15 protein-coding genes are annotated in these 17,941 nt (G+C 58.5%); 10 read left to right on the top strand and 5 right to left on the bottom strand.

Going from position 1 to position 17,941, the window contains the following annotated elements; all coding sequences use genetic code 11:
- Positions 1 to 374 precede the first annotated feature (374 nt).
- The gene (locus HS103_08580; protein ID MBE7512855.1) at positions 375 to 1,970 is read left to right on the top strand and encodes an amidohydrolase; all 1,596 of its coding nucleotides are present in this window, start codon (positions 375 to 377) and stop codon (positions 1,968 to 1,970) included.
- A gap of 16 nt (positions 1,971 to 1,986) precedes the next feature.
- Here HS103_08580 and npdG read toward each other — a convergent pair whose 3' ends face one another.
- The 3 genes from npdG to HS103_08565 form a co-directional block, all read right to left on the bottom strand.
- Positions 1,987 to 2,643 carry an NADPH-dependent F420 reductase gene (npdG, locus tag HS103_08575; protein MBE7512854.1) on the bottom strand — a complete coding sequence of 219 codons (657 nt, stop codon included), beginning with the start codon at positions 2,641 to 2,643 and terminating at the stop codon, positions 1,987 to 1,989.
- 68 nt (positions 2,644 to 2,711) lie between these two features.
- Complete coding sequence (locus tag HS103_08570) at positions 2,712 to 4,031, bottom strand: nucleotide sugar dehydrogenase (GenBank protein ID MBE7512853.1); 1,320 nt, start codon at positions 4,029 to 4,031, stop codon at positions 2,712 to 2,714.
- A 216-nt stretch (positions 4,032 to 4,247) separates the two neighbouring features.
- Positions 4,248 to 6,227 (bottom strand): substrate-binding domain-containing protein, encoded by a 1,980-nt coding sequence (locus HS103_08565; GenBank protein ID MBE7512852.1) that lies wholly within the window; start codon positions 6,225 to 6,227, stop codon positions 4,248 to 4,250.
- A gap of 268 nt (positions 6,228 to 6,495) precedes the next feature.
- Between HS103_08565 and HS103_08560 the strand changes: the two genes are divergently transcribed.
- The 5 genes from HS103_08560 to HS103_08540 all read left to right on the top strand — a co-directional run bounded on the left by HS103_08560 (position 6,496) and on the right by HS103_08540 (position 11,997).
- Positions 6,496 to 7,446: an ABC transporter ATP-binding protein gene (locus HS103_08560; GenBank protein MBE7512851.1), complete on the top strand. Its 951-nt coding sequence runs from the start codon at positions 6,496 to 6,498 to the stop codon at positions 7,444 to 7,446.
- Positions 7,443 to 8,249 (top strand): ABC transporter permease subunit, encoded by an 807-nt coding sequence (locus HS103_08555; GenBank protein MBE7512850.1) that lies wholly within the window; start codon positions 7,443 to 7,445, stop codon positions 8,247 to 8,249. Before HS103_08560 ends, HS103_08555 begins: the two co-directional genes overlap by 4 nt.
- A gap of 137 nt (positions 8,250 to 8,386) precedes the next feature.
- On the top strand, positions 8,387 to 11,371 hold the full coding sequence (gene secA, locus HS103_08550) for a preprotein translocase subunit SecA (GenBank protein ID MBE7512849.1): 2,985 nt from the start codon (positions 8,387 to 8,389) through the stop codon (positions 11,369 to 11,371).
- Positions 11,372 to 11,386: 15 nt separating this feature from the next.
- Positions 11,387 to 11,704 carry a hypothetical protein gene (locus HS103_08545; GenBank protein MBE7512848.1) on the top strand — a complete coding sequence of 106 codons (318 nt, stop codon included), beginning with the start codon at positions 11,387 to 11,389 and terminating at the stop codon, positions 11,702 to 11,704.
- Complete coding sequence (locus HS103_08540; GenBank protein MBE7512847.1) at positions 11,701 to 11,997, top strand: hypothetical protein; 297 nt, start codon at positions 11,701 to 11,703, stop codon at positions 11,995 to 11,997. The genes HS103_08545 and HS103_08540 overlap by 4 nt, the downstream gene beginning before the upstream one ends.
- Before the next feature lie 43 nt (positions 11,998 to 12,040).
- On the opposite strand, the gene HS103_08535 is transcribed toward HS103_08540, so the two are convergent.
- Positions 12,041 to 13,153 carry a hypothetical protein gene (locus tag HS103_08535; GenBank protein MBE7512846.1) on the bottom strand — a complete coding sequence of 371 codons (1,113 nt, stop codon included), beginning with the start codon at positions 13,151 to 13,153 and terminating at the stop codon, positions 12,041 to 12,043.
- A 29-nt stretch (positions 13,154 to 13,182) separates the two neighbouring features.
- Here HS103_08535 and HS103_08530 point away from each other — a divergent pair, with 29 nt between their 5' ends.
- Positions 13,183 to 13,512, top strand: coding sequence for a Nif11-like leader peptide family natural product precursor (locus HS103_08530; GenBank protein ID MBE7512845.1), 330 nt, complete (start codon positions 13,183 to 13,185; stop codon positions 13,510 to 13,512).
- Positions 13,513 to 13,540: 28 nt separating this feature from the next.
- On the opposite strand, the gene HS103_08525 is transcribed toward HS103_08530, so the two are convergent.
- A complete protein-coding gene (locus tag HS103_08525; protein ID MBE7512844.1) occupies positions 13,541 to 14,554 on the bottom strand; it encodes a hypothetical protein in 1,014 nt (337 codons plus the stop codon).
- Between the two features lie 95 nt (positions 14,555 to 14,649).
- On the opposite strand from HS103_08525, the gene HS103_08520 reads away from it, so the two are divergent.
- The 3 genes from HS103_08520 (at position 14,650) to HS103_08510 (ending at position 17,937) form a co-directional block, all read left to right on the top strand.
- The gene (locus HS103_08520) at positions 14,650 to 15,531 is read left to right on the top strand and encodes a hypothetical protein (GenBank protein MBE7512843.1); all 882 of its coding nucleotides are present in this window, start codon (positions 14,650 to 14,652) and stop codon (positions 15,529 to 15,531) included.
- A 14-nt stretch (positions 15,532 to 15,545) separates the two neighbouring features.
- Positions 15,546 to 16,490, top strand: coding sequence for a P1 family peptidase (locus tag HS103_08515; protein ID MBE7512842.1), 945 nt, complete (start codon positions 15,546 to 15,548; stop codon positions 16,488 to 16,490).
- Between the two features lie 352 nt (positions 16,491 to 16,842).
- Positions 16,843 to 17,937 carry an ROK family transcriptional regulator gene (locus HS103_08510; protein MBE7512841.1) on the top strand — a complete coding sequence of 365 codons (1,095 nt, stop codon included), beginning with the start codon at positions 16,843 to 16,845 and terminating at the stop codon, positions 17,935 to 17,937.
- Positions 17,938 to 17,941: the final 4 nt, after the last annotated feature.

The raw sequence follows: 17,941 nt of genomic DNA, 5'->3' as shown, positions 1-17,941 counted from the left end.
CTCCCGCGTGGCGGGAGAGGGGTTAGGGGTGAGGGTCTGTGCGTAAGGTGAGTTACGCAGTTGAACGTGTTTCCTCTGTATTCATCCAAAGGGGATGTTTGAGGGGAAGCCCCTCAAAACCTCTTTTCCTCCTTCTCCCTGAGGGAGAAGGAGGTAGGGGGTGAGGGCAACGGTGTAACGTCTACACCTATAATTCGGTGAAGAAGGTATTCCTATCCATTGTTCAATCCTTTCGTTGTTGTCTTGGAGTGTCCATGGGCGATACCTTCTTTTCCTTACCAGACAAGCCTTTTAGCGGTGGGGTCACTGGGGTTACACTATCAACACAACCGAACATTGACCGGTCATTCAGGACAGGGAGTTTTATTACACTTATGGATCGCCTTTTGACAAACGCCACCGTTCACACCCTTCAGCCGGAGCAGCCCCGCGCCTCGGTGATCGCCGTGCGCGGCGGGCGGATCGTCGCCGTTGGCGGGGAAGACCTGCTTGCCTTGCGAACGAAAGAAACGGTGATCGATGATTTGGCGGGGGCGACGGTCATCCCGGGCTTGGTGGATGCCCACATTCACTGGGCATGGACGGCGCAAGGGCTGCGCGAGATTGAGCTTTTTGCCGTGCCAAGCAAGGCGGAGGCAGTGGCGCGGGTGGCGGCGCGGGCGGCGCTGACGCCGAAGGGCGTTTGGCTCACCGGGCGCGGGTGGGCGCAAGACCTGTGGGCGGATCGCGCTTTTCCCGCCGCCGCCGATCTGGACGCCGTGACGCCCAACCACCCCGTCTTTCTGAAGGCGCGGAGCGGTCACGCGGGGTGGGCGAACAGCGCCGCCCTGCACCTTGCTGGAATCAGCGCGGCGACGCCCGACCCCGAAGGCGGTGTGATTGAGCGCGACGACAAGGGACGCCCCACCGGAATCCTCTTTGAAACGGCAATGGACATGGTGGATCGGATTGTGCCGCGCCCCACTCCGGCGGAGCTTGCCGATTTGATGGCAGAGGCACAGCAGCACGCTTGGCGGGCGGGCTTGACTGGACTGCACGATTACGACCCGCCCCGCGCCTTTGAAGCGCTGCAAATCCTCCACGAACGGGGCGCGTTGGGGCTGCGCATCGTGAAGAACATCAACGATCCGTACATTGATCAGGCAATTGGGTTGGGGCTGCGGTGGGGCTTTGGCGATGATTGGCTGCGGCTTGGCGGGCTGAAAATCTTTGCTGATGGGGCGTTGGGGGCGCGGACGGCGGCGATGATCGACCCCTATGAGGGCGAACCGTACAACCGAGGGGTGATCGTCACCGACAAAGAGACGATGTATGCCCTTGTCTCGCGTGCCAGCCGCGCTGGATTTCCGGCGACGATTCACGCCATTGGCGATAAAGCCGTTCATGATGTGCTGGATGTCTATGAGGCGGTGCGCGGGGAGGAAGCAGCGGCGGGCATTCCCCGCGCAGCACGGCGTCACCGCATTGAACATGTGCAGGTGATTCACCCCGCCGATGTGGGGCGTTTGGCGGCGCTGGAGATTATTGCCTCAATGCAGCCGATTCATGCCACCGCCGATTACGAGATGGCGGATCGTTATTGGGGGGGGCGCTCGGCGCTTGCCTATAACGCCCGTGTCCAGATTGATCAAGGCGTGCGCGTCGCCTTTGGATCGGATGCGCCCGTTGAGCCGTTCGCCCCGCTGGTGGGGATTCACGCCGCCGTCACGCGCCGCCGCGCCGATGGCACACCGGGCGAGGCGGGGTGGTATCCGGCGCTGCGCCTGAGCGTTGATGAGGCGATTCGCGGTTATACCGAGGGGGCGGCATACGCGGCGGGGATGGAGGATCGCTTGGGGCGGATCGCGCCGGGCTTCCTTGCCGATCTGACGATTTTAGAGCGCGATCCGTATGCCATTCCGCCGGATGACTTGTTGACGGTGAAGGTGGTGGGGACGATGACCGGCGGGGTATGGCGCTATGGGGGGTAGCGCCACGTCGGGCGGCTCACCCGGCAAACCCTGTAATCGTGATCCCCGCGCCCTTCACCTTGTACTTTTTGTTGATGTAGAGCAAGACGGGCGTCAGCGCTTCCACCGCCACAGCGTTGATCAGCGCTCCGGCGTCAATGCCGCGCATCCCCGCCGCCATGACGAGCGTGATCGCCGTATTTTTCGCCGCCTCGTCATCGCCACAGACCAAGACATCGCAGGCGGGGGCGTGGTCAAGGTGCATCAGGTGGGCGGCGCTCACATTTTGAAAAGCGGCGACGACCTTTGCCCCCCTGCCGAGGATTGTCTGCGCCTCGACACAGGCGGATTTCCCCTCTGGAACATAGACCTTGCGAATGTCTGGCGGCTGCATGGGGACAGTCACATCAATGACGACCTTCCCTTGCAGCACATCGTGAAGGGCGCTAAGGGTGGATGTGTGGGCGTCATAAGGGACGCTGATCACAACGACCTGAGCGGCGCGGGCGGCATCGGCGTTGCCCATCCCTTGCAGCGGCTTATGGGTGGGACTGCCCTGAGCAGCGAGTTCAGCATTGAGTTCGGCGGCTTTTTCAGCTGCCCGCGCCCCATCCCGCGAGCCGATGAGGATGGGCATCCCCGCGTTTGCCCAACGGAACGCCAAGCCTGCTCCCTCTTTGCCCGTCCCGCCAATGACAGCGATCACGGTGGATGTTAGATCAGACACAAAATCTCCTTCTCGTTTAAGCCGCACAGGAAAGTTTACAAGCCGACGATTCGTGCGCCGTTCGTGCGCATTCCGGCGGTGGCGTTGCGCGTATCGACAATCAATTGGGCATTGGCGATCACCGCCGAATAATCGGTGATACTGTGATTCGTGACAATGACGACGCAATCCGCCGCTTGCAGCCACTCTGTCGTGAAGGGCACGGATTCGAGATGCCCGCCATGACCATGATCTAGGCGAATGGAGGGGACAAAGGGATCGTGATAGCTGACCTCCGCACCCCGTTCGATGAGGAGTTGGATGATATCTAGCGCCGGACTCTCGCGCACATCGTCAATATCTTTCTTATAGGCGACGCCCAAGATCGCCACCTTTGATCGTTTGATCGATTTCACATCATCGTTGAGCGCCGTCGCCACCTTGTTCACGACGTAGATCGGCATGGAGGTGTTGATCTCGCTGGCGAGTTCGATGAACCGCGCCGTGTAGTTGAGCGTTTTCATCTTCCAACTGAGGTAGAGCGGATCAATCGGGATACAGTGTCCGCCCAAGCCGGGACCGGGGTAGAAAGGCATGAAGCCAAAGGGTTTCGTACTCGCCGCCCGAATCACCTCCCAAACATCGACGCCCAGTTTATCGCACATGAGGGCGAGTTCGTTGACCAGCCCGATGTTCACCGCGCGAAAGGTGTTTTCCAGCAGTTTGACCAGTTCAGCAACGGTGGGGGAGGAGACGGCGACAACGGTATCCACGATGCTCCCGTAATAGGCGCAAGCAACTTCCTGACAGGCAGCGGTGACACCGCCGATCACTTTCGGCGTGTTGCGGACGCCGTAGGTCTTGTTGCCGGGATCAATCCGTTCTGGCGAGAAGCCGATGAAGATGTCCTCGCCGGGGGTTAGCCCGCCCGCCGTCAGTTTGGGGATGACAATTTCGTTCGTCGTCCCCGGATAAGTGGTGCTTTCGAGGACGATCAACATGCCGGCGTGAACGACCTGCACCAGCGATTCAACGGCGCTGTTCACATAGCTCATATCGGGGTCTTTTGTCTTGAGCAGCGGCGTTGGCACGCAGATGCTCACCGCGTCTACCTCGCGCAGCGCCCCATAATCGTCGGTGGCGCTAAGTTTGCCCGATTGGGTGAGGGGGGCGACTTGTGCCGTCGGGATGTCGGGAATATAGCTTTCGCCTCGGTTCAGGGCGTCCACCTTGCGGGTGTCTAAATCCAAACCGATGACACGGTAGCCTGCCTCGGCAAAGGCGACGGCAAGGGGCAGCCCAACATAGCCAAGCCCGATAATGCCCACAACCCCGCTGCGGTCATGGAGGCGTTCCAACGCCTGTGTTTTGCTCATAAGGGGTTTCAATGATTCCTTCACGGTTTCAATTCAGGGGAAAGATTGTACCGCGACTTGACGGAAATTGGAGGGTGGGGCTTGAATGTGTTCCCCCCGTGCTAAAGCACGGGGCTGAGATCAGGGCAAGACGCGCGCACTCTCTGCCCCGCCTCCTTGTGGAAGTAGGGGGAATCCTGTTCGGCGTCTGTGTGCGCCCGCTGCTAAACGATCCGTCTAGGGCGTTGCCACTGCGGTGGGCGTCACTTGGAGCGTCTCTTTGGTCATCATCCGCCCCTCAATCAGCACCAATTTAGGGACTACTGCCCCGCCCAACAAGCGGACGGCGGCATCAACGGCAAGCACCCCCGCCCCCACCGGATCATTATCGAGTGTGGCACGGAAATACTCGCCAGCGGTGATCAACCGTCGCACTTCCAATTCGGCATCGACACTGACAATGCGCACCTCGTCAAAGCCTTTGCCTGCCTCCCGTAGGACACTGACTGCCCCAAGCGCCCCATTATCATTGATGCTCATGATGACATTCACTTCGGGGTGTTCGGCAAGGATGCGCGTCATGCTCTTTTTGCCTTCCTCCGACAAGCCGCCTATGTAGCGCCCTAACAGAACAGCGTCAGGAGCGCCCGCTTTCAGCGCCGCTTCCATTGCGTTGGCGCGGATGGTAACTGTCGGCACGTCGGGGTATTCAAGGATGACCACATTCGCCTTTCCCCCCATTTCCTCATTGATCATCGCTACCGTGTATTCGCCAACCTTGCGCCCCATGGTCTCGTTCGTCAGGGTGAGGCTGACGGCGTTTTTGCCCCAAACCTTTTCGCCAGCACTCACAACAACCACGCCACCATCTTGGGCTGCTTTGACAAGCGGCGCAATGAGTCCCTCATCAAGCGGACACATAAGGATCACCTTTGCCCCATCGGCAAGGAACTTATTCAAGATCGTCGTCTGGCGCGATTTTTCCGCTTTGCCGTCTTCCACCCGCACGGCAAACCCGTAACTTTCCGCCCGTAGGCGCATGGAGCGCACCAACGAGGCGTGGTATTCCGTCTCTGTGGTACACGCCATAACACCAATGAAGGAGGTCTTTAAGATCGCACGGGCAGTCTCAATCTCTGCCGCTGTGGGGATAACCGACTCCGGCGGACCGCTTTCGGGGCGCTGTGCCTCATCAACAGTGGCAGCCACCCCCGTTGTTGCCGAGGGGTTCAGCCGCGAGACAAGAAACAACCCTAGCGTGAGCAAAACAATCGTCAGCAAGCCAATGGCGGCGATGTTCCGCGTGCGGACAGAATTCAAACTGCGCAAATTCGTCAACGAGACGGAGGTCATAATCAGCGTCCGCTGCTGCGTGACGAGCAGCCCTTGCACCGCCAAGCCAAAATCCCGCGCCAATTCCGTTGCGTTGGGGTAGCGATCTTCGGGTTTCTTTGCCAGTGCGCGGAGTAAGACGGCGTTCACCGAGGCGGGAAGGTCTGGGCGGAATTTTGAGGCGGGGGGCGGCGGCTCGCCCACGTGCGCCTTCATCACCGAAAACATCGAATCCCCGCTGAAAGGGGGCTTCCCCGTGACCATCTCGTAGAGGACAACGCCGAGGCTGTAGAGGTCAGAGCGGTAGTCGCCTTTGCTGGTGAGCGCCTGTTCGGGGGAAATGTAGGTGGGCGTCCCGACCAGGGCGCCGGTTTTGGTCAGGTTGTTTTGGTTGGGCTGCTCGCTTAACTGTGCCAAGCCAAAATCGGCAAGGTAAATATCGTCCTGATCATCGATCAAAACATTGCTCGGCTTAATATCGCGGTGGACGATGCCCTTGCCATGCGCGTAATCCAATGCGCCGGCAAGCTGCTTCAGAATGGTGCTGACCTTATCCAGCGGCATGGCGCCCTGCGTGATGCGGTCTGCCAACGTGCCGCCGCGAATGATGCGCATGGCAAGGTAAATTTGCCCCTCTGGGGTGCGCCCATGATCATAGACGGGGACAATATGAGCATGTTCCAGCCCGGCTGCCATCTCCACTTCGCGGTGAAAGCGATCCACAAAATCTGGGGAGTTGGCTAATTGAGCGGAAAGCACTTTTAGGGCAATATCGCGCTTCATTGCCGTTTGGTGCGCACGGTACACATCCGCCATGCCTCCATGCCCGATCAGCGAAACAACCTCGTAGCCTGCAATGTGTTTCCCAATGAGCGGATCGGTCATGGTCAAGTTCCCTCGATAGGTTTTGATGTGTGCTTATCCCTCGCCCCCTCCATTGTACCGTAAAGTTTGATTCCCGTTTTAACCATCTTTGCTCAGAATGGTTGCCTTTACAGGGGTAGACGTGCGAGAGGGGTAGGGTCTCTCTGGTGCGGTGCTAAATGAGACCTTGCTCATCTACCCCCTCATAGTTGGGGGATTGAACGAATCTCTAGAATGGGTGTAGGATGTTGCGTGGTTTCACGTCTCCCTTATCTATGGAGGCATAGGTATGACACAGCAATCTTCATCAGCCATTCACACAACTGGACTGACAAAATTCTACACGCCCGGCAAACCGCCGGCGTTGACCGACCTGACCCTAACGGTGAATCAGGGTGAGATTTTCGGCTACCTCGGACCGAACGGCGCGGGCAAAACAACGACGATCAAACTCTTGCTTGATCTGATTCGCCCCACGCGGGGGAGTGCTTCTGTGCTAGGCATGGATTCCCAAAAGCAAGGCGTTGAGGCACGGCGGCGAATTGGTTTTCTGCCCGGTGAACTTAACCTATGGGACGGTCTAACGGCGCGGCAGGTGATCGCCTATTTGGGTGGGCTGCGCGGCAAGGTCGATTGGTCATATGTCAATGCCCTTGCCGAACGGCTGCAATTTGACCCGACGAAAAAAGTCCGCAGCTATTCATCTGGGAACAAGCGCAAATTGGGCTTGATCGTTGCGCTGATGCACAAAGCCGATTTGCTGATTTTGGATGAGCCAACGAACGGGCTTGATCCGCTCATGCAGCAAATCTTCCTTGACCTGATGATGGAAGTGCGGCGCGAAGGGCGAACGGTGTTTCTCTCGTCCCATGTCCTCAGCGAGGTACAGGCGATCTGTGATCGGGTGGCGATTATCCGCAATGGGCAGCTTCAGACGGTGGATCGTGTTGATGCCCTGACCCATGTCAATTTCCGTTGGGTCAGCGTCCGCACGGCGTCGCCCGTCCCTGCGGCGCGGCTGGCTGGCGTCCCGGGCGTGGCGGATGTCAGCGTAAATGGCGACCCAACCACGCTTAAGTTCCGTCTGACGGGCGATATTGACCCCGTATTGAAGGCATTTTCCGGCGAATACATCGCTGATATTCGGACACAAGAAGCATCGCTGGAGGAAATCTTCCTCAAATACTATGGCAATGCCGCCGAGACAGCCATGACCGCCGGGAAGGAGGCAGTCCGATGAACACCGTCGTCTTTAAGGAAACCTTCCGTCGCAATTGGCGGATGATCTTCATCTGTGGCAGTTTCATGATCGTTTTGGCGGTCTATGTTGCCGTGCTGTTGAACGACTCCAAACTGGTAGAGCAGATGACGACCTTGTTGGCGAGTGTTCCCTTCCTGCTGAAAACCTTTGGCGGTGGGGATGCAGCGTTCATGGCGTCGCCCGCCGGACTGTTGAACTACAGCTTTTTCGGCTGGGTTATGTGGATGCTCTCTGGGTATGCGGTGGCGGCGGGGCTGAACATCACCGCCAATGAAGAAGAACGTGGGATTCTGGATGTCGTCTTGAGCGCTCCGCTCCCCCGTTGGCGTGTCCTTGCCGAAAAGCTCGCGGCGCACATCCTCGTTTTGGTGGGGATCGTCCTGATTAGTGCAATGGGAATGGTTGTGGCGGTCAGCCTATCTAGCGTCCTGCGCGATCAGGTCACCCCAGGGCAGTTGGTAGTGAGCGCGATCAATATGCTTCCCTCAGCGATCTTGGTCTTGGCGTTCACGGCGTTGGCGGGGGTTGTTTTCCGCCGCCGCAATACGGCAATGATGGTCGGGACATTCTTCGTCGTCGCCAGCTTCCTTGTGGAAACGCTAGGGCGCAACCTTGATACGGGTGGTGGCTTGCGGGCGCTTTCGTACTTCAACTATTACGACAGCGCAACGGTCATGCAGCATGGGTTGAACGTGGGGAATGTGGGTCTTTTGTTAGGCGCTGCGGCGCTGCTCACCGCCCTCACGGTATGGCGCTTCCAACGGCGTGAGATCGGCATCTAACCCCATCCTCTCAGTCTGCGCCGGTAGGGGTGCCCCCTGGGCGCCCCCCCGCACAGCAATCCAACACAACGCCAACATTCTCTGCCCTCCCGCTATGCTATAATAGGCGCTTGATCATTCGGGAGACAGAAACGACTATGGTGTTTAAGAAAATCGCCCGCGCTATGTTTGGCGACCCAAACGAGCGCGACCTAAAACCCTATCGCACACGCTTAGAGGCGATCAACGCCCTTGATACGGAGATGCGAGCGCTCCGTGATGAAGACTTTCCCCGCAAAACCGAGGCATTCCGCGCCCGCCTGCAAGAAGGCGAGACGCTTGACGATCTGTTGATCGAGGCATTTGCCCTCGTCCGCGAAGCCGCCCGCCGCACGATTGGACTGCGCCATTACGATGTTCAATTGATCGGCGGAATGGTGCTGCACGATGGCAAAATTGCCGAGATGAAAACGGGCGAGGGGAAAACCCTTGTCGCCACCCTCCCCCTCTACTTGAACGCGCTCAGCGGGGGCGGGGCGCACCTGATCACCCCCAACGATTACCTCTCCAAATTTGGCTTGCAACAGATGGGGAAGGTCTATCACCTTTTGGGGCTGCGGGCAGCGGTGATCCAGAACTATGCCAATGATCCCTCCAAAGGCTCTTTCCTTTACGACCCCACCTTTAGCAGCGACGATGATCGCTACCAGAACCTTCGCCCGTGCAGCCGCCGCGATGCCTACTACGCGGACATTACCTACGGGACGAACAACGAATTCGGCTTTGACTACCTGCGCGACAACATGGTGCGGGCGCTGGAAGAAACCGTGCAGCGCGAACACTATTTTGGCATTGTGGACGAGGTAGACAACATCCTGATCGATGAGGCGCGTACTCCGTTGATCATCTCCGGCGTTGCCGACCAAGCCAGCGATCTTTACGAGAAATTCGCCCGCATCGTGCGCGATCTGAAGCCAAGCAGCCAAGACAGCATCGATGACAAAGAGCCGGACGGCGATTACGTTGAAGATGTCAAATCGAAAAATGTCTACCTCACCGAGGCGGGCATTGAGAAGATCGAACAGCGCCTTCGCCGTCAGGGGTTGATGGAGGGCGAAAACCTCTACAGCCCGGAAAACTCCGACATGATTCCGTACCTCGATAACAGCCTTCGGGCGCTGGTGGTCTTTCACCGCGATAAGGAATACATGGTCGAAAAGGGGCAGGTGATCATCGTTGACGAGTTCACCGGACGCCCGATGTATGGGCGGCGCTTTTCGGAAGGGCTGCATCAGGCGATTGAGGCAAAAGAAGGGGTCACCATCCAGCGCGAAAACCTGACGCTGGCGACGATCACCTTCCAAAACTACTTCCGCATGTACAAAAAACTTGCCGGCATGACGGGGACGGCAATGACCGAGGCGGATGAGTTCCTCAAAATCTACAAGCTGGATGTCATTGCCATTCCGACCCACCTTGAAAACATCCGTACCGATCAGGAAGACCTGATTTACATGACCGAAGGGGCAAAATGGCGGGCGATTATCGGGGATATTCAAGAGCGCCACGCCCGTCAGCAGCCGGTGCTGATTGGGACGGTAGCCATTGAGACGAGCGAACGGCTTGCCAAACTCCTGAAGGACGCCAAAATTCCGCATATTGTCCTGAACGCCAAGCAGCACGAACGCGAGGCGCAGGTCATTGCCCAAGCGGGACGTCCCGGCGCGGTGACCATCGCCACGAACATGGCAGGGCGTGGGGTGGATATCCTTTTGGGTGGCAACCCCGAAGGGTTGGCGCGGGTGGGGCTGCGTGATGAGAACATTGAGGTGACCGAAGCCACCCCCGAACAGTGGCAGGTGGCTTTGGAAAAAGCGAAAGCTGCCTGCCAGCGTGACCGCGAAACCGTGCTTGCTGCTGGCGGGCTGTATGTCCTCGGCACAGAGCGCCACGAGGCGCGGCGTATCGATAACCAACTGCGCGGGCGGGCGGGGCGGCAGGGCGACCCTGGCGAATCGCGCTTTTACCTCTCCCTTGAAGATGACCTGATGCGGCGCTTTGGCGGGGATCGGGTGAAGGGCTTGATGAAAACCTTCCGCATGGATGAGGATGTCCCCCTAGAGGCGCGGCTGGTCAGCGGGACAATTCACCAAGCGCAGACGCGCATCGAAGGCTATAACTTTGATATTCGGAAGCGCGTCCTCGAATATGATGATGTGGTGAACAAGCAGCGCGAGGTGATCTACAAACAGCGGCGGGAGATATTGCAAAGTGAGAACCCCCGCGACCAGATTGAAAAGATCATCGCGGAGGAGATCACCGCCCTTGTCGATGAGCATTATGTAGAGACGACAGCAGAAACCGATCCAGAAAATGCGTGGCGTCCTGAAGAACTCTATCGGGATGCCCTGAGGCTCTTCCCTGTCCCCTTTCACGCCCACCCCGCCCATTGGCAAACTGCCGATGAAGAAACAATCACCGTTGAACTGACAAAAACAGCGCTGACTGTCTATGATGGGATTGAGCAGAAGGTCAACAGCGTTTTCAACAATGAGGCGATGATGCGTCAGGTGGAGCGCGAGGTCATGCTCCGCGCCATTGATCAACTGTGGATGCGCCATCTGACCGATCTCGATGTGCTGCGCGAGGGCATTGGGTTGGTTGCCTATGCGCAGCGTGACCCACTTGTAGAGTACAAGCGCGAGGCGTTCATGATGTGGGAAGACCTGAAAACCCAAATCAAACACAACATCGCCCAGACGGTTTTCCGCATTGACGCCCAACCGGTAGTTCAGCCCGCCGCAGCCGGGGCGGGGAGCGCCGCCAAGCCAGCGGCAGCGGGGACATCGAACACCATTGGAGCAAAGAACATCCGGGCGGTGCAAGCCTCGGTGAACACGTATGCTGGAAACAGCGGCGGGCAGAACGGCGGGGCAGCCCGCCAGCCGCAGCCGCAAACCAACCGTGACGCCGCCCCCGAACCGATCCGCGCTGATGTGTGGGCAAAGACAAAACCCAACGATCCATGTCCGTGTGGGAGTGGCAAAAAGTACAAATACTGCCACTATCGGGAAATTCAAGAGAAAAAAGTACTCGTCAACCATGACGAGGTGAAACGCGCCGTTGGAAAACGCCGGAAATAAGCGTGGCATGACCCTATGGAAAGCGCTGGTAGTGGTGCTTCCGCGCATCAAGCAATCACCATCCTAACGTGGTTTTTCCTCACCGCGCTGGCGGGCTTTCTGCTCTTGATTGCCCGCCAATATCAACGCGAGTTTGGCGAACGCACCTTCTTTTGGGCGTTCGCCCTTCCCCCCGTTCTTATTGGCATTGGGGCGGCACGTTATGCCTTCACCGACCAAGCCGGTGGCGATCCCCTCGGTGATCTCACCTCTGGCGTAGGATTGTTCCTCTTTGCCATCTTTTCCTGTCTTCTTACCGCCCAAATGCTCCGCTCGAAAGATGCGGCGGAATGATCCTCGTGGCGCTCATCTCCCCTGTAGCGCTCATCGTTGTTTTTGCCGCCCTTGCTCTGTTGAGCAAACGTTTGGGAGAGGTCTCCAACCGCCCGCCTATCTATCGCGGCTACTATGTGGGGGGGGCATTCGTCGCCTTAGGCGGACTCTTACGGGTGCTGTGGGGGGATGCCAACGCGGTTTTGATTGGGGATCGCGCCCTTGTCTACGATCTGCCTGTTTTCCTCGGCGTGGGAATTGCCGTTGTTGTCACCTGGCGCTGTTGGGGGTGGCTGCTGACGGAACGGGATTGAGCGGAATTGCTGGTTGTGAATCATTCGATGCGCTCTTTTGCGCTCACCCCATATATCGCGCTAAACGGGCTGCCCCGTCGTTGGCGGCAAGCGTCTCTAGGGTTGAGCCGATGAGGGCGATCAGGCGCTCTGCTGGCGGGCGCTCAGCATAGACATCGTGAAACGCCTCTAGGGTGATCCCTGCCCGCCAGACCAAGACTTTAAGTGCCTCGATAGCTCCTTCGGAAAGGGGCGGCGTCCCCCAGTAATTTTCAAAGCGCCCACCAGCACGGTAGGCGGGGTACTGTTCCAAGCCCATAAAGCGCAGCCACCAATCAGCGCGGTAACGCCCTGCTGCTGCGACAATGCCCTGATAATCCGCGATCACCTCGTCCAAAAGGTTGTTGCGCATCGCCCCAAACGCCCGTAGGGTGACGTAATGTGTCCCCTCGTGGGCGCGGCGGATCGTTTGCGAGAGGGTGCGCCATTGCTCTGCTGTCAAGCCCATCGCCTCGGCGGGAATGGCACTATAATCGCCGCCGCTGAGCAGCATCAGCCGATCTTGATAGCGTTCGGGGCTGCTGGAAAGCTGTTTTTTGAAGGCTGCCCATGTCAGTGTTGGGGTCTCACCCCCCAACGCCGCAAACTGTTCCCGAACCCGCCCCCAATTGATCATGCCGGTGATCAGGCACGCGCCCATTGAGGAGGGGACGGGCTTTGGCTCATGGCGCATGGAGAGCGCCCGCACCAGGGTGACGAAATCTTCCCGATCTGGGGTGAACAAAACCGGGATGCGCCCGGCAAGGGTGGGGTAGAGAGTCACGGTGAGCGCAGCGGGGGCGTTCAGGCTAAGCCGTTCTGCCTCGGAACGATGGGCAGAGGCATCCCCCTGACGCATTGCCGCCTGATACTCCCGTGTGGCGCTGATTCCCGCCCGAACGGGAAAGGCAAACTGGCTGAGCGCTTCCCGCAGCGCGGCATAGATACCGCTCTTTGCTGTGGCAATCCCTTCCCAAAAAGGGACGAACGGCTCATCGGGTAGAGGGAGGGGGAAAGCGCTTGGCTGAAACGGATTTTTGTTGTAAAGAAGGACTTCCTCCGCCACATCACCGACAATTCCGAGGGAGTGGAGGATCGTCCGCCGTTCGTTGGTTGATTCGATTTCAAAACTGACCATAATTAGATCAACTTTCAGGAGGGTAGGGAATGTCCAAAGAAAATGCCCGCGCCTTTCTCCAGCGTTTGATTGTGGATCGAACACTGGTCACCCGTTGTAAATCCGCCAGCCAGAGTGGACGGCTGCGGATTGCCGCGGAAATTGGTCTGCCGTACACGGAAGACGATATGCGCAGTGTTCTCCGCGAAGGTGTGAACCGCGCCCGCCGCGACACCTCGGACGAACTGAGCGAGGCGGAGTTGAGCCACGTGACGGGAGGGACACTCACCCTTTCGGCAGAGATCGTCCATCTTTTGCCCACAGGCGAGGGCGCGACAGAGTGGCTGACGGGAACACCGTTGGTCATCACGATGGGCTGATTATCGCCTGATCATTGCCTAAACCTACTTACCGCGTGAGTGGGGTGAAGGTGACTGAAGCAAGGATCGAATCGAGCAGGGGTTGGGTGACTTCGGCAAGGTGACCGGGCGTCGTCCAGCGAAAGACGATCAAAGCAACATCGGATTTCACCCCAATAAAGGAGATGATCTGCCCGCTGGCACGATCAATCTCCGTATAGACCGCCCCCTCTCGCCCGCCGATGGTCAGCGGGGTTAGCACGTCCGTTTTCCGCGCCTGAATCACCCGCCCTACCGCTTCAGCGGCGGTTAATGTTGTGTCCAATTCCTCGGCGATAATGACCAACTGAACGCCATTCACAAAGCCTGTATCATCTCGATAATCGCTTAGCGAGGCATCTCGATAGAGCGCCGCATTGGGGGCGAGAGGAATTTCTTTCCAGCCAAGCGGGAGTTCTAAGCCCACCCCGCCAGCGGGAAAGGTGATTGGCGTTTGGCGCAGATCGGGCAGGCTGTAAACGGTTGGCAGGACAAGCGCCGCCGAAGTGCGAATGGCATCGTAGACGAGGGCGAACTCCGCCCACTGCGCATCGGCGGCAACGGCGATCATGACAACGACGCGCCCATCGGGAATCCGAAAGGCGGTGGACTGCCCCATCAAGCCGTTTTTCGGATCATCGACATTGATATACCCCGCCCGCAGCCCCGCCACATAGCTTACACCCCGTTCCGAGCCAATGACGCCGGAGTCGGGAGCAATGCTCACCGAGGCGGCAATCATTTCGAGAGAGGTATCTTTGGCAAGGCGCAAATCGCGCACGGGGTCTACAATGCGCAGCGAAATGACACGATCCACCGCCGCCGGATCAAACGAGCCAGAGGGGGTGATCACCATCTCGCCAGCGGTGAAGATGGGCGCTTTCCACGATGCCGGAATCGCAAGGCGCAACCCAATATCCCAATAAACGATGGCGCGTGTTCCCTCTTGGGCGCGGCTTGGTTTCCCCCCGCTTAGCAAGCAGGCGCACAGCAGCATGAGCAGAAGAAAACGAAAACGTGTCATACCCATTGCCTGAAAATCCTGAAATGAAGTGATGTTATACTACCACACCACAGCAGCTTATCGGACTCGGTTCGGACTCAGGGAGGTAGGCGATTATGCAGCGGGATTCCCAACCCAAACCCCCAATGCTCCATACGAAAACACAACTTCATCGCGCCTACCGTCTGATTCAGGCTGGACAAAAAACAGAAGCGTTGGAAGTGATCACGCCGCTGCTTGCCCAACAACCGAACAATATCGATGCGTGGTGGTTGGCTGCCTTTGCCGCACCTACCGTTCAGAAAGCCGTTTTTGCCTGCCAGAAAGTTCTCACCCTCAAACCGGATCATTGGGCGGCACAGCACATGCTGGCGGAACAACAGCGCTTGCTCTCGCTTTCGAGTGTGGGCGTTGAACCCGATCACAGCAATCAACCGATTGCCCTAAAAGCGGCAAAGGCTGAACGGCGGCGGATTCGCCCTTTTCAGATTGTTCTGCTGCTGACGATACCGGTTATCCTGAGCGCCATGCTCTTGGTCTACATCAACCTGACGGGGAACACCTTTGGCTTACAGATTGGGGGGCTTTTCAATGGAACGTTTGATCTGCCCTCGATTGTCACCATTCCCTCTGTCGATACCGGATTGGTGGAGGGGGTGAATAACCCGAACCTGACGACGCGGGCGGGGTCGCTCGTCATTGGGGCAACCCATGAGTACCGCTTCCGCGCCACAAAGGGGATGAACCTCATCGCCATTGTGCGGTTTGCCTCCTCCAATGGGGAAACCCCCTGGCGGGCATTTCAACTCTTTGACGCCAGTCAAGCCCAAGACAATAGCAAGCCGCTTGCCATTAGCCCAAAGGCAAAAGGGACACAAGGCGAAATTCGCCTTGTGATTCCCGCCACCGGAAACTACATCCTGAAGTTGTATGGAACGGCGGGTGTGGCGCAAGGGCGCTACCAACTGCTGGTGACCTTCGCCCCTCAGAAGCCCTAACTCTATCCCTAACAATGATTCCATCACAGGCTACGCTAACTGCTATCTCGGGTGTGCGCGTTGGACACGCCACCGATCCCGACCATCCAACGGGCTGCACCGTGATTTTGCTCCCGCCCGGGACGGTGGGCGGCGTGGATCAGCGCGGCGGCGCCCCCGGCACACGGGAAACCGATCTGCTTCGCCCGCTCCATCTGGTGCAGCACATCAACGCTGTCGTGCTGACGGGCGGCAGCGCCTTCGGACTGGCGGCAGCCGATGGCGTCATGCGTTGGTTGGAGGAACGCGGAATCGGCTTTCCAACGCTGTCGGGCGTGGTGCCGATTGTCCCTGCCGCTGTGATCTACGACCTGACCAGCACGGGAAACAAACGCCGCCCCGATGCGGCAATGGGCTATGCTGCTTGCGAAAACGCAAGCAGCGAACCCGTCGCTGAGGGACGTGTGGGCGGCGGGGCGGGGGCGACAGTGGCAAAAATGTTCGGCACACCCGCCCTCGGCGGGGTTGGCTCGGCGGCGGTGGAGATCGGCGGGGGGCTGATCGTCGCCGCGCTGATCGTCGTCAATGCGCTCGGTGAAATCCTTTCCGAAGATGGATCGATCCTTGTCGGCGCACGAAACCCCGCGAATCCGACTGAGATCATCCCCGCCCTAGAGATTCTGCGGATGCCCTTCACGCAGCCCCCCGCGCCGACGAATACAGTGATCGGGATTGTGGCGACGAACGCTGCCCTTGATAAAGAGGGGACGAACAAAGTGGCGCAGATGGCGCATGATGGGCTGGCGCGGGCGGTGCGTCCGGCGCACATGCCCTTCGATGGGGATACCATTTTTGCGGCGGCAACAGGTGAGATTCAAGGGGAGGGCTTGGGCGCGGGCTTTGTGGGGATGATTGGGGCGTTCGCCGCCGAGGTGACGGCAGCGGCGATTCGGCGGGCGGTGCGGGCGGCGGCGGGATAGAGATGTATCGAACGCCCCTCCTGATGGGCTGCTAGGCTGTGTTGACGTTTTGGTTCAGAACCCCTCTATCCCCCCCCGGTTACTGCGCAGCAGTCGCCTTTCCCCGTAGGCAGGGAAAGGGGGGAGAAATGCGCCCTCAGTTGCAAACGGTCAGAGAATCACTCGCGCCGCGCCCTACCGCTTAAGAACCTCACCCTTCTCACCTTGCTTCTTTCGATCACTATCCTCAGTTTGTCCAATTGCTTGACAAACGTTTTTTCTCCGCATACAATGATCATTAATTGATTGCGTGCTTGCAATCAATTAATGAATGAGCGTTATTTTTTTCCTTTTAGGTGGACGTTACAGGGCAATGTCGCAAACGCAACATCCTGAATTGATGCGGCAGCACAACCGGGCAATGGTCTTGGCGACCATTCAGCGGCAGGGACCTATCTCCCGTGTGGAGTTGGCGCAGATGCTTGACCTGAACGCCGCCACGATCTCCCGCATCACGCGGCTGCTGCTTGATGAAGGGGTGATTCTGGAAGAAGGCGAAGACGAGAGCAAGAACGTTGGACGCAAGCGCGTCTTGCTGCGCTTCAACAACCGCGCTCAGTTGGTCGCCGCGATCCGCGTCGATGAGACCCAAATTACAGGCATTATGGCAGACCTCAGCGGCGCGATTCTGACCCGCCGCACGCAGTTAATCACCCCTTTTCTCATGCCCGCCCTCAGCGCCTCTGAACTGCCCACGCTTTTGCTCACGCTGATTGAGGAATTGTTTGAGGCAAACCCTAGCTATCGCTCCCAGTTTTCGGCGCTGACTCTGACGGGTGACAGTGATCTCCTTCAACAGCAGACCCTACAAGATACGTTGCAAACCCGCCTTGAAATTCCGGTGGCGGCGATCCATCCGGCGGCGGCGGTTGCCCTAGCCGAGACGGAATCGGAACTGCTGCGAGGGGAAACTGCTTTCCTAACGCTCTATTTGGGGGTGCAAAGCTGCTGCTGCCTCTACCTTGAGGGAAAAACACGCATCGGGGGGTTAGGGGTTGATGCCGACGGCAGCCCGCTGCACAGCCGCTTATGCGATGGGGGATTGATTGCCCACGTCCAAGCCGGATTTGCCGACTGTCCTGAGAGCGTCCTCACCACCCGCCCGCTGAGCGCACGCCTAATCTTTGAGGCTGCGCGGCAGCGGGATGCGCTTGCCCTGCGTGCCGTCACCCATCTTGCTAACGATCTAGCAAACGCCCTGCTGTGGATGCGCAGTTTATTTGCCGTTCAGCATGTCGTCTTGAGCGGGGCGTGGATTTACGCTGCCGATGTCTTGATTCCCTTGCTGCATACGGCGTTAGGGGCGCACAGTGGCGGTCTGCTGCTCCATCCAGCACATAAACGGGATGATGCAGCGCTGTTGGGGGCGGGTAAGTTGGCTATTTCCCTCGCGGAAACAACGGTTTAAGGAA

The organism is Anaerolineales bacterium (genome assembly GCA_015075625.1).
Lineage (GTDB): Bacteria > Chloroflexota > Anaerolineae > Aggregatilineales > UBA2796 > UBA2796.
This window is presented reverse-complemented; position numbering and strand designations above follow the sequence as displayed.